The 12,231-nt window shown below is 60.1% G+C and carries 13 protein-coding genes and 1 tRNA gene; 4 read left to right on the forward strand and 10 right to left on the reverse strand.

Translation table 11 applies throughout. The annotated features are described in order from the left end of the window. Positions 1-15: 15 nt before the first annotated feature. Both KHP07_RS08000 and KHP07_RS08005 read left to right on the forward strand, forming a co-directional pair. A complete protein-coding gene (locus KHP07_RS08000; RefSeq protein WP_214496968.1) occupies positions 16-1,242 on the forward strand; it encodes a hypothetical protein in 1,227 nt (408 codons plus the stop codon). A gap of 108 nt (positions 1,243-1,350) precedes the next feature. Next, positions 1,351-1,548 (forward strand): hypothetical protein, encoded by a 198-nt coding sequence (locus tag KHP07_RS08005; protein ID WP_099492124.1) that lies wholly within the window; start codon positions 1,351-1,353, stop codon positions 1,546-1,548. 98 nt (positions 1,549-1,646) lie between these two features. On the opposite strand, the gene KHP07_RS08010 is transcribed toward KHP07_RS08005, so the two are convergent. From KHP07_RS08010 to KHP07_RS08025, 4 genes are all read right to left on the reverse strand, one after another. Continuing rightward, positions 1,647-1,928 (reverse strand): hypothetical protein, encoded by a 282-nt coding sequence (locus KHP07_RS08010; protein ID WP_214496969.1) that lies wholly within the window; start codon positions 1,926-1,928, stop codon positions 1,647-1,649. 175 nt (positions 1,929-2,103) lie between these two features. Further along, on the reverse strand, positions 2,104-3,117 hold the full coding sequence (locus tag KHP07_RS08015; RefSeq protein ID WP_214496970.1) for an alpha/beta fold hydrolase: 1,014 nt from the start codon (positions 3,115-3,117) through the stop codon (positions 2,104-2,106). A 204-nt stretch (positions 3,118-3,321) separates the two neighbouring features. Then, positions 3,322-3,408 (reverse strand) — tRNA-Leu (locus KHP07_RS08020). A 264-nt stretch (positions 3,409-3,672) separates the two neighbouring features. After that, positions 3,673-3,954 carry a hypothetical protein gene (locus KHP07_RS08025; protein WP_099492121.1) on the reverse strand — a complete coding sequence of 94 codons (282 nt, stop codon included), beginning with the start codon at positions 3,952-3,954 and terminating at the stop codon, positions 3,673-3,675. Positions 3,955-4,151: 197 nt separating this feature from the next. On the opposite strand from KHP07_RS08025, the gene KHP07_RS08030 reads away from it, so the two are divergent. Continuing rightward, entirely contained in the window at positions 4,152-4,625 is a 474-nt protein-coding gene (locus tag KHP07_RS08030) for a GFA family protein (protein ID WP_214496971.1), read from the forward strand. On the opposite strand, the gene KHP07_RS08035 is transcribed toward KHP07_RS08030, so the two are convergent. Further along, positions 4,597-5,124 (reverse strand): DinB family protein, encoded by a 528-nt coding sequence (locus KHP07_RS08035; RefSeq protein WP_078048557.1) that lies wholly within the window; start codon positions 5,122-5,124, stop codon positions 4,597-4,599. The genes KHP07_RS08030 and KHP07_RS08035 overlap by 29 nt on opposite strands. 125 nt (positions 5,125-5,249) lie before the next feature. Here KHP07_RS08035 and KHP07_RS08040 point away from each other — a divergent pair, with 125 nt between their 5' ends. After that, positions 5,250-5,948, forward strand: a complete 699-nt coding sequence (locus KHP07_RS08040) for a tellurite resistance TerB family protein (protein WP_214496972.1) — start codon at positions 5,250-5,252, stop codon at positions 5,946-5,948. An 802-nt stretch (positions 5,949-6,750) separates the two neighbouring features. On the opposite strand, the gene KHP07_RS08045 is transcribed toward KHP07_RS08040, so the two are convergent. From KHP07_RS08045 to KHP07_RS08065, 5 genes are all read right to left on the reverse strand, one after another. Beyond that, a complete protein-coding gene (locus tag KHP07_RS08045; protein WP_214496973.1) occupies positions 6,751-7,572 on the reverse strand; it encodes a PA4824 family protein in 822 nt (273 codons plus the stop codon). Between the two features lie 18 nt (positions 7,573-7,590). Next, entirely contained in the window at positions 7,591-7,938 is a 348-nt protein-coding gene (locus KHP07_RS08050) for a DUF2493 domain-containing protein (RefSeq protein ID WP_099492117.1), read from the reverse strand. Between the two features lie 64 nt (positions 7,939-8,002). Then, positions 8,003-10,717, reverse strand: coding sequence for a magnesium-translocating P-type ATPase (gene mgtA / locus KHP07_RS08055; protein ID WP_214496974.1), 2,715 nt, complete (start codon positions 10,715-10,717; stop codon positions 8,003-8,005). Between the two features lie 222 nt (positions 10,718-10,939). After that, the gene (locus KHP07_RS08060) at positions 10,940-11,233 is read right to left on the reverse strand and encodes a hypothetical protein (RefSeq protein WP_078048552.1); all 294 of its coding nucleotides are present in this window, start codon (positions 11,231-11,233) and stop codon (positions 10,940-10,942) included. Between the two features lie 318 nt (positions 11,234-11,551). Continuing rightward, positions 11,552-12,163, reverse strand: coding sequence for a LysE family transporter (locus tag KHP07_RS08065; RefSeq protein ID WP_099492115.1), 612 nt, complete (start codon positions 12,161-12,163; stop codon positions 11,552-11,554). Between the last annotated feature and the right edge of the window lie 68 nt (positions 12,164-12,231).

Consider the following 12,231-nt stretch of genomic DNA (forward strand, 5'->3'; position numbering starts at 1 on the left):
GAAAGGAGTCTGAGCATGTGGCAGTTCCAGAGCATCAATAACCCGTCTGGCGCGGCGCTGTGGTTCAGCGACGGCGAGCCGTTGAGTGTGATTCGCGGAGGTAAAGGTGTATCCAGCCGCTTGATCGTGGAGGGGCAGGGCTTTCTTGACGTGACCGACTTCCAGAATGGCTTTCCGAATGGGCCGGTCATGGATTTCGTCAACCTCAATGGCCAGGTCGTCGACTACACACCCAGCCCCAGCGTCGATCTCACGCTGAGCCTGCCTGGAAATGGCGTATTCAGCGTCACCCAGGCCAGCAAGGGCATCACGTTGTCGGGTCAGTTGAAACCCTTGCCGGATATTGCCGCAGCCGACGTCGCATATTTCAACCAATTGATCGCGGACAACTACGTTCCTTATCAGAACATTCCCGATGCGCCTGGCAAAACCACCGCGCAGATAACGGCGCTGGGGCTGCAACTGTTTCCGTTCACGCCTTATAGCTTCCAGCTCGCGATGGCCGTGTATGACTGGACGACGGCGTCTTTTACCCGCCTGGTGCTAATGAAAATATTTGAATACACCAGCGTCGGTACCGCGCCTTATCCGCTTGATCAAGCGAGCATCGCCGAGGCGATCTGGGCGTCCAACTGGGGGACTTATACGCCTCAAAATGTGGACTACATGAGGTCGTTCTTGATGGTGCCAGCCAACTCCCTGCAAAACGTCGAGAGCCAGTTGGCGCAAGTCGCCACTGCCTTGCAAACGTTCAGTGCGGTCGAAAACCGCCTGCTGTGTGCTGCGTTCCAGTCCTTGCCACGCACCAGTATTGTGAGCGAGCCCCAGTTGTTCAGCGGGCAAGTCGATATTGCTCAGTTGGGCACCGAACATTTCGGTATTGAGTTCCAGCAATGCCCACTTAACGAGGGGCCCGTGGGCACGCCTTTGCAGATCCCGTTGGAAGCCGCATTGGGCACGTATATCCAGGTCGGCCAGGTCATCACCACCAAGATGGTCTGGAGTTTCGGCAGTTCGCTGACGGAAGCGATGCAGTACCAGAACGGCATCATTCTGATCGCGAACCCGCCGAATAATGCCTGGGTCTGGGATACGGTCAGTTACATCACCGCGCTGTCGGATGACCCTAACAAAATTGAATACACCTTCGCCCCGGGCAGCTCGTTTGAAGTGCTGGCTGTTGCGCAGGCGACCGTGCAGGGCAAAGAGGTCTGGAGTATTACCTTGCAACCACTGGCTTGACCTGGGGCCGTGTCTTTTCACCATTCGTCTAATGCTGGGCACTCCGGCTGCCGTGACGCCTCTGACTAGTAAGCGCGGATAACCCGAGCGTCTGAGTGGAGAGCCAGTATGGACATCAATGAAAACGCCCCAGGGAACATTTCACAGCAGGCCGTGACCCGCGGCACGGACAACGAGACCGGGCATGATCCAAAGCGTGACGAGGATAATATCCCGCTCCCGTCGGACGACGAGGCGCCACTCGAAGAAGACATGTCGGACGTGGATGCTGCCGACTCGGTCGCGAGCGAGCATCCCGACAACTGATAAGCCTGTGGACACAAAAATCCCGACCTTGACGTCGGGATTTTTGTGTCCACAGGGCGGCTGCTCTTCAGCGTACAGCGACGGCGGCCTCCGGCGGCTCAGTCATCCACGGTAAACGTCACCCAGCCAGGGCCATCGACTGATTTTTCGATCTCGGCGATCACACCGCCGACCGACGTACCGTCCGGCAAGTTGACCACCACAGCGTTGGGGTGGGCGGGCCATTGAAGGGGGGCGTCGAAACTCAGGCGCGCGATGGTCGGCTTGCCGCTGCTGGTCAGTTGAATATTCACCGCCTCATTGAGCAGTTCGTCTGAGTGCGTACCCATGTGACGGGATGCAGTGATGACGCTGGCAATACCCTGGTAATCGTAAGACATGACGGCTGACCTTTCTGGGTGGGTCGCGGACTCATCCGCAGGGGGTGGCTGGAGAAGGCAACGGGTGCGGCCTGGGCAGTTGGCTGCTGATGAGTAGAGGGTGCCGGGCTTCAGATCGTTCCCTTGCGTCCAACCCGATTCAGGTTCCAGATCACCCGAAAGCAGTGCAACGCTGCTAGCCTTTTGCCGTTAACCAAGCACTGATGGCCTCAACCAGCTCTGCCTTGCACTCCACCGGCAACCAGTGACCGCCGGGTAGGCTGGTCACGGTGAGGTCTGCGCAGGCCGCGCGCATTGGCTCGCCCAACTGATTGCCCTTGATGGTATTCATCGGGTCGTAATCGCCGTTCACAAACAGGACGGGCAACGACAGGCGGCCGCCATTGAGTGACCGATTGGCATAATCGACGTTGGCAGCGTCGTTTAAATACCATGCGCAGGGCGCGCGGAAACCATGCGTCTCGAACGTCTGGACCAGTACAGCGAAGTCCGCCGCGGGCCAGAGCGCGAGGTCTGGTTGAGTGGGTGGGGCCTGGTGCGCTTGGCCAAACCGCCCACCTTTGCGGGTCACTTCGGCATTGGATGCAACCTTGGCGATGCTTGCCGGGTCGCCTCGCCGATAAATCGACGCCAACGAGGCAGCTTTATCCGCATCCAGGTCAGCGACAGCGGACGCGAAGTGCGTGTTGTAGTAGCGGTAATAGTCCCATTGACCGTCCGGGTACAGGTCCTCTGGATAGATCGCGCGATCAACCAGAGGGACCAGCGTCGGCAACGCGTTCGTCGTCGGGAAGTAGGGCACCGATACCAGCACAACGCCGCGGCTGCGCTGCGGCTCATGAGCGACCAGTTCGCCCGCTACGACACTGCCCCAATCGTGGCCTACCCAAATGGCGGGCAGGCCACCGAGATGGTCATGCAGTGCTGCCATGTCCGCCACGATGTTTTCAAGGGTGTACGCTTTGACGTCTGCTGGCGAAGATGAACGACCATAGCCGCGCATGTCCGGTGCAATGCAATGCCATCCATCGGCAGCGAAGGCTTCCATCTGCGCGCGCCAGATCAGGCTAATCTCCGGCCAGCCGTGCAGGAATATCATCAACGGCCCCTCGACCGGGCCCGACGCCAGATAGTGCGTCGTATGGCGAGGCGTGCTGAAGATGTGCGAAGTCAGTGTGGAAGTGGACAAAGGATCTCCTCAGGCTACGCCGGTAGCTAATCGCGAGGCGGTAGGCGGCATAAGCGTACTACTTTTTAGCACCCTGTCTTCCACCCGAAAACCTACCCTTGGACTCAGCAGATAGCCGATGGAATGCCAGAAACGAAAAAACCCGCCAAGCGGCGGGTTTTAAAGGGTTTCAGGGACTTTACTGGCTGTCAGTGAAACAAAAGATGGTGCCCGAACCCGGAATCGAACCGGGACGCCCTTACGAGCGGGGGATTTTAAGTCCCATGCGTCTACCAGTTTCGCCATTCGGGCGGCAGCGCGTTGTTGCAGGGTTGGGAATATATAGATCCAGGCGCTTAGGCGCAAGGTCGAACGGTGGCTTTGTTGCATTGCGAGGTCGACGAAAAAGCTTGCTAGATCAGTGATCTAGAAAGGTTTTCGGCGGTAGATCGGAGAATGCCTATTGTCCCGCGCAAATGCGCTTGGCCTCACAGGCCAATGCGACATCGCTCGTCGAAGACAGTTTGGGGGTGAGGGCGTAAGTGCCCTCACTCCGGGCCAATGTGCATCAATGGCCTAAACGAATGGCTGCCCACTGAAGCCACGTGGCAGGCGCTGCAAGCCAGGCAGGTCGGTGAGGCGTTGTGTCCAGGCACTGCGCCAATCAATTGCGGTGTGGGTCTTGGCTTTGCGGTTGGCGCGGCGGGCGGCGTTGCGCTGGGTGCGGCGCGCTTCCTTGTAGGCTTCGGTGTTGCGGCAGGTGCGGCATTTGACCCGGTTCAGCTCGGTGCTGGAAGGGAGGTTGGTGCCGTGGTGGCCACAGGCTAAGTGTCCTGCGACCTTGAAGTGAATGACCATGTAAGCGTCTCCTTCTTGGGGTACGCGCATCGGTAGACCCACAATGCGCGCGGGGAGGGCGGGAGGTAATAATTCCCGGCACCTGGGATTTCGACCCCTGCGGCGAGACAGGGTTCGGTTTTGTTTTGCAAGCCTGTTCAACCCTGGGGCGGGACGCTAACCTGCCACGCACCCCCATCAATAAAAAGGAAGCCATGATGAGCGTCGACACCCCGCCACGTGAAGGCAGCTGTCGCTGTGAGCGTGTGCGTTTCAGCGTGAGTGCCGCCCCGGTGATGACCATGGCGTGCCATTGCACCGGTTGCCAGAAGATGTCCTCCAGCGCGTTTTCCCTGAGCGCGTTGATTCCCGCCAGCGCGTTCACGGTCACCCAGGGTTGCCCGGTGATTGGCGGCCTGCACGGCGCAGACCGCCACTACTTTTGCCCGCACTGCATGAGCTGGCTGTTCACGCGCCCTCATGGCATCGATGAATTCGTCAATGTGCGCGCCACCTTGCTGGATAACGCGAACACTTACGTGCCGTTCATGGAGACCTGGACCCGCGAAAAACTGCCCTGGGTCTCCACGCGGGCGGTTGAAAGTTTTGAACAGTTGCCCGAGCCCCAAGCATTTGCGCGCTTGCTGCAGGCGTATGCCGAGTTCAGTCAATCAGCGCCAGTAAATCCGTAGTCCCCACATCCAACCCCGCCTGGGTCAGCAAGGTGGTTGCCTGGCCCCGGTGGTGGGTTTGGTGATTGAAGAAATGCACCAGCAGGCTGAAGAAGTCTTTATCGGCCGCGGTACCGCGCATGTTGTGGTAGTGCAAGCGATGATCCAGGTCGGATTCTTGCACGCTCTGGGCCCAGTCGATGATGAGCTGGTCCAGCCAGGCACGCCGGGTGGCAAGCTCGCGGATATTGGCAAACGCCACCTGCTTCAGGTCGACCGGTGTGGCGATGGCACTCAACGGAGCCAGTGCCGGGTAGCCCACCGGATGCTGGGCAAACCGCTTGAGCCAGACCGTGTCGCCCAAGGCCAGGTGGTTGAGCGTGCCGAGTATCGAGCCGAAAAAAGCCTGTCGGTCCATCGACAATTGCGCGTCCGACAGCGAGCTGGCCGCGTCGTAGAGCTTGCGGTTCATCCACTGGTTGTAGCTGGCCATCAATCCGATGTGCTCAATGCGGTTCACTTGGGTTTTCTCTCGAAGGCACGGTGTCGTCATGATAGGCCGTGCCCGCCCGGCGGTCATGGTGTTCCGGCAGTAGCGGGCTATGGTTGTTAGACGCCAATACTGCACCCTGGGAGGGTGACACCATGAACACCAGCGATTTACTCGAGCAACTCTTGCGTGCCGGGCAAGGGAGCGGTGCTTCCTCGGGCGGTTTGGGTGGGCTGCTCGGCGGCCTGTTGAAAGGCACCAGCACCGGCAATGCGTCGGCGGGTGGCGGTTTGGGTGGTTTAGGTGGTCTGCTGGGAGGCCTGGGCGGCATGTTGGGTGGTGCCGCCAATGGCCGTCCTGCCCAGGGGCGCTCCAGCAGCATGAACTACGCGGCGTTGGCATCCTTGGGCATGGCGGCCTTCCAGGCATACCAAGCCTGGCAGCGCCAGCAAGCCAATGCGCCGCAGCAAGCCTTCCAGACCGTCGACCAGCTTGACGGCCCCGCCGCCGAGGCTCATAGCCATGCCGTATTACGCGCCTTGATCGCTGCCGCCAAAGCGGATGGGTGCATCGATGAAAAAGAGCAGCAACTGATTTCCAGTGAACTGGGCCGGCATACCGACGATCCGCTACTGAAGCAATGGCTTGAAGCCGAAGTCGCCAAACCCCTGGATGCCGTGGATTTCGCCGAATTTGCCAGCGACCCTGCCGTGGCAGCGGAAGTCTATCTGGCCAGTGTGATGCTGGTGGATGATCAACAGGATGCCGAGCGCAATTACCTCGACGACCTGGCGGGGCAGCTGCAGATCGACCCGCAGTTGCAGCTGCACCTGGAACAACAGGCCAAGGCCTGACTGAAATGAGAGCGTCCAGATGAAACCGGGACGAATGTGGGTGCTGGTTTGCCTGCGATAGCGGATAAACATCCAACCCTGTCGTTGAATGAACGATCGCCATCGCTGGCAAGCCAGCTCCTACAAAACCGCGTACCCACCCCGTACACACGATGCGAAGCGAGCCGCTCTTGATCGTGATCTTGATCTCGCTTTTGATCTCGCTTTTGACCTTAGGCGCCCCGTCAAACACGCTGGCCGGAATTCGACAGGGATTTGGGGGGTAAACCGGCAGGGATGCCGGTTTAGCCGCCCCGCGCCATGGATGGCGCGTGGCGGCGGCCCCCCAAATACCTGGCGGATTACGGGCACACCGAGCCTAAGCGAGGTGCCGAGTGTTGGGGCAAGAGCCTTTTGCTTACTTTTGGGCTTTTCAAAAGTGAGCCGCTGTAAGAGCGGAACCATAAGCAGCCGTTACCCAAATAACGGATATGTACACCGCACCACCGCCATCGCAGGCAAGCCAGCTCCCACATTTGGATCGCGGGGCGACAGTTAGTTTGTGGTCGGCTGTCAGGCCGCCATCGCAGGCAAGCCAGCTCCCACATTTTTGGATTGCGGGGGTGACAGTTAGATTGTGGCGGCTGTCAGGCCGCTTTCGCAGGCAAGCCAGCTCCCACATTTGGATCGCGGGGTGACAGTTAGATTGTGGCGGCTGTCAGGCCGCCATCGCAGGCAAGCCAGCTCCCACATTTGGATTGCGCGGTGACAGTTAGAGAGTGCGCCTTCGCGGGCAAGCCAGCACACAGGTGCTGCCAAGCCACTAGAAACGCAACGTAGCACCGGTGGTCAACCACTGCGCGCGCTCGCCGATCAGGCTGCGCCCGACCACCAGGTCAATGTCGACAAACTCGCCCAAGTGAAACCTAGGCCCGGCCTGCCACGCCTGATCGCCGCCTTCCTGGCCATAACGCTCGGCGATCAGCGTCAACACCGGTGCCACCTGGTACTCAACGCCGCTGCCCCAGGTCAGGCGATGTTGTTGGTCACCGTCGTTATAGGCATGCGACCAGCCGGCGTTCAGGTTCAGTCGCAGGGCCTCCAACGGCTGCCAGGTCAGCGGGACGTTGAAGTCGGCGCCATCAAAACCGTGCCGGCGGTCCAGCGCAAAATGCGCGCCGGCTGCCACGGCCATTTCCAGACCCAAGTCTTCCCGTGACCACACCTGGGCCTTGAGCTGCGGGCTCACCTGCGTTTCGCCCTGGCCCGTATGGGTGGCGCGCGACACCGCCGCGCCCCATTGCATCCAGGGCATTGTGGCGAACGTGCAGGCCGGTGACAGCGTTTCAGTGTGGGTACTGCCATCGTGTCGGTTGGCGGTGTACCAGGCATCGACGTTGCATTCGCCTGGCGCGTTGATTGCGCCGTCGTCGACCACATAGGCACCGCCGGCCGCGTGGGCCTTCGACAGCAAGGCAATCGCCAACAGAATGCCCAGGGTCAGCCCGATAAAGATCAAGTTGCGTTGCAGTGCGCGACGTTTGGCCGCCGGCAACAACAATAAGGTGTGGCGTGCGCCTCGATAGTGGCGGGCACGGTATTTGGCAAACCCGTCCTGGCGCTCGGGCGTGTGTTTTTTGTGCATGATGCACCTCGCTTGAATTCAGTTTTCTACGGTCAGCACCGAAATGCCGCTGGCTTTGGCCTGGCAGACCAGTTCGCAGGTGTCGTCCCCGCCCGGCAGGGCGATGACCACGTCGGGGCGGCTATCGGTCAGCATGAAATGGTTGCGCTGGCGTTCAGCCTGCTTGCCGTGGCGTTGCCAGTTGGGCGGGTAGCGCACCACATCTATGCCCAGTTCCCGCGCCCAGTCCTCGACGTCGCTGCCGAGGAATTGGTTGCCGCCGTGGATCAAAACCTGCACCGGGCGCAGGCGGTGGTAAGCGTCCAGCACTTGGCGGGACATTTTGGTGTCGGCGTAATGACGACCTGCACAGATCAAGACGCGCATAAGGTATTCCTTGTGTTACACGGTGGCGGCCGGGCGACCGCCACCGTTTAAACGGCGGGGGAGATCAGTACCACTGCTTGAAGCGGCGGATGTAGATCGTCTTCATCAGTTGGGCGACGCAGCAGTAGCTGAGCAAGGTGCCCACCAGCCATGGGAAGTACGCCATCGGCAGCGGTTGCAAGCCCACCAGGGTGCCCAGCGGCGAGAACGGCACGTAGATCCCCAGTACGATCACCACGCAGGTCATCATCAACACGGGCCAGGCGGCGGTGCTCTGGAAGAACGGGATCTTGCGGGTGCGCAGCATGTGCACGACCAGGGTTTGCGAGAGCAGGCCCTCGATAAACCAGCCGGACTGGAACAGGGTCTGCATTTCCACGCTGTTGGCCGCGAACACGTACCACATCAGTGCAAAGGTGGTGATGTCGAAGATCGACGAGGTCGGCCCGATCCAGATCATGAAGCGACCAATGTTTTTCGCATCCCACTTGCGCGGCTTGGCCAGGTATTCCTTGTCCATCTTGTCCCACGGCAGCGCCAGCTGGGAGATGTCGTACATCAGGTTCTGCAGCAGCAGGTGGATCGACAGCATCGGCAGGAACGGAATGAACGCACTGGCTACCAGCACCGAGAACACGTTGCCGAAGTTGGAGCTGGCGGTCATGTTCAGGTACTTCATGATATTGCCGAAGGTTTCACGGCCCTTGAGTACACCTTCTTCCAGCACCATCAGGCTCTTTTCCAGCAGGATGATGTCGGCCGATTCCTTGGCAATGTCGGTACCGCTGTCCACCGAGATACCCACATCGGCATCGCGCAGCGCCGGGGCGTCATTGATGCCGTCACCGAGGAAGCCCACGGTGTGCCCGTTGGCTTGCAGCGCCTTGAGCACCCGGGATTTCTGCAGCGGCGTCAGCTTGGCAAACACGGTGCGCTCTTCGACGCGGCGCAGCAGGGTGGCGTCATCCATCGCTTCGATTTCAGCACCCAGCAGCGGCTGGCCTGGATCAAGGCCGACCTGGCGGCAGATCTTACTGGTGACCACGGCGTTGTCGCCGGTCAGTACCTTGACCGCCACACCGATCTGTTGCAGCGCCGCAATCGCCGGGCCTGCGGTTTCCTTCGGTGGATCGAGGAAGGTCAGGAAGCCCTGGATCACCAGGTTGCGCTCATCAGCCGTGGTGTACTGCTGGCGCGCCATCGATTTAGGGATGTGACGGGTGGCCACCACCAGCACGCGGAAACCGTCTTCGTTGTAGTCGTTGGCAATCGCCAGCAATTCTTCGCGGCGACGCTCATCCAGGGGCACGGCAGCGCCAGCCTCCATCATATGCGTGGAGATGCTCAGCATTTCTTCCACGGCGCCTTTGCACACCAGCAGTTGGTCGTCGGCGGCATCCTTGACCACGATCGACAGGCGGCGGCGGACAAAGTCGAACGGCAATTCATCGACCTTGCTGTAGGCGAACGGCAGCTTGAACTTGGGGTTCTGCTCCGCAAACTGCACCACGGCCTGGTCCATCAGGTTTTTCATGCCGCTCTGGTGGTAGCTGTTGAGCCAGGCCAGGGACAGTACCGCCTCATCACGCTGGCCGAAGGCGTTGACGTGATGTTCGAGGATGATCTTGTCCTGGGTCAGGGTGCCGGTCTTGTCGGTGCACAGCACGTCCATCGAGCCGAAGTTCTGGATCGCGTTGAGACGCTTGACCACCACTTTGCGCTTGGCCATGGCAGTGGCGCCCTTGGCCAGGTTGGCGCTGACGATCATCGGCAGCATTTCCGGGGTGAGGCCGACGGCAACCGCCAGTGCGAACAGGAACGCATCGCCCCAGTCGCCTTTGGAGAAACCATTGAGGAAGAACACGATCGGCACCATCACCAGCATGAAGCGGATCAGCAACCAGCTGACGCTGTTCACCCCGCGATCAAAAGCGGTTTGCACCCGCGAGCCGACAATCGCCTTGGCCAGGGAGCCGAAGTAGGTGCGCGGCCCGGTGGCCACCACCACGGCCTTGGCACGGCCGCTGACCACGTTGGTGCCCATGAAGCAGATATTCGGCAGGTCCAGCAGGTTGCCTTGATCGGCAGCCACCGGCCCGGCAGATTTGTGCGTGACATCACCGAGGGTGTCGTACTTCTCCACCGGCAAGGCTTCGCCGGTCAGCACGGCTTGGCTGATGAACAGGTCGCGGGACTCGATCAGGCGGATATCGGCGGGGATCATGTCACCGGCCGACAGCTGCACGATGTCGCCCGCTACCAGATCGCGCATCGGCACTTCGCGCAGGGTGGGTTGCGAACCGACTTGTTCACGGCGCAGCACGGTCGCCGTGGTGCGCACCATGGCTTTCAGCGCTTCGGCGGACTTGGCCGAGCGGTGCTCCTGCCAGAAGCGCAGCAGGCTGCTGAGCAGCACCATGGTCATGATGATGATGACTTTGGTCGGGTCGGCGTCTTCACCTGCCTGCATCGGCAGCCAGCAATCGGTGAAGAAGCTGATGGCGCCGAGGGTCAGCAGCACATAGATGAACGGATTGTTCAGTGCCTGCAGGAACTGGACGATGGCGTGAGGTGGCTTGTCATGGGCAACTTCGTTGTAGCCTTCGCGTTGCAGGCGGGCGCTGGCATCCAGTTCGGTCAGGCCGTCCTGGGTGGCACGCACGTTGGCCAGGGTGGCCGACAGGCCGTTATGGGCTTCGCGGGCGGCACGCATCGACAGCTTGGTGTCGGCGTCGGTGCCATTCTTTTTGTGCAGCGGCGGGTTTTTTACGGCGCTCATTGTCTGTACTCCTGTCGCCAATTTTCGACAAAACATACCCGGTACTTACCTGCAAACAGGCGAGCGAAAGCATGCCGAGTCGCTAACTTCGCGATCGGTTTAAATAAGGTGCTTACATAACGTTTACTGCGGCGTTAGTTAAAACGCGCGCAGCGAGTTACAACTGGAAGTGTTCATAAAGAACTCCAGGTTTTAATGGAGAAGTTGCTGTTTCCAGCCGGTTCAGGCGGCGCGAGCGCTCAGGTAAAGACCGAGCAGCAGGCCGGCTTGGGCCAGTCTGGAAACCTGCGGTCTTTGTGGGTCTTGAGGGTCGGCGTGATCCCACTGCTGCACCAGGTGGCCGGTGGCAGGGCAGACACGCCAGTGCGCCAGCGGAGGGGCCGGGCGCACTTGGGGGGAGGGTGCAGCAAAGGCTGAACGAGTTGGCGAAAAGCCAACAGGCTCGCGGCACAGCTTGGCGCGCAGGGCGGCGGCCAGGGTGCGTACATCGGGCAAAGCAAGGGTTAGCAAGGTCATAACACACCTCGGGACCGGACGGGCGACCGGCGAGGCAGTTACGGTGGAGCATCGAGCTCTAGCGCAGCTTACCGGACCGGGGAGGCGAGTCCTGTCATATTCTGGGTTTGGCGCCCGATGCCCGCGTAAGCGGTGCTCGGACAGCGACTAGATACTGTGTCCATTGGCTTCTTTTGTGAGGTTTAAAAAAGGCCCCAGTTGCGGGCACGGGCAATCTACTCAGAAGGCTAAAAAATGTCAACGCATGATTAATTAAATTGTCCGGCGTTCAGAGTTCATTCAGACAAGAGGCACTCGGAAGTTAGCGGATATATAACTTCATATACCCTGTGCGGCCAAAACTGCCAGATAGATCAATACCACGCCACAGGTGCCATAACTGATACGTTGCCACAACGGTGACGCGTTCTGGCGCAACAAATTGACCAGCCCCGCGATTAGAAAGCACGACAGCACCGACGCCAACATGAACCCGGCAAAGAACATCAGCGTCTGCCCGTGGCTGGGCGTGGTGCCGACGATGCCTGACAGCGCGCTGCCCAACGCGCCCCAGTAGACGATATTTTTCGGGTTGGCCAGTGAAATCGCTGCGCCCACCGCCAGCGCATTTTGCCGAGTGCTGGCGGGTGCATCGTCTGACTCAGGTAGCTTCCAGGCGTCGATCAGGCTGCGAATGCCGAGCCAAGCCAGGTACAGCGCACACACCACCGTCAATGGCACGCGCACGGCGTCATGCTGGATCAGCAAAGCGATACCGGTCAGGCCGATTATCGCCCACACTGCATCGCCCACCAGTGAACCGAACTGCACCAGCAAGGCCGGTGTGAAGCCATGCAGCAAGCCACGACGCAAAGTCTCTGCCAACACCGCGCCGGGTGAGAGACAGAACACAAAACCGAATACCAGTGCGTAGAAAAAGATCGTCAGCATGCCCACTTTCCTTCAAGAGATGGCAGGCAGTGTGAGGATGAGCCGAGGTGGTGTCTTGGACCAGATTG

This window comes from Pseudomonas sp. VS40, assembly GCF_018587885.1.
Classification (GTDB): domain Bacteria; phylum Pseudomonadota; class Gammaproteobacteria; order Pseudomonadales; family Pseudomonadaceae; genus Aquipseudomonas; species Aquipseudomonas pergaminensis.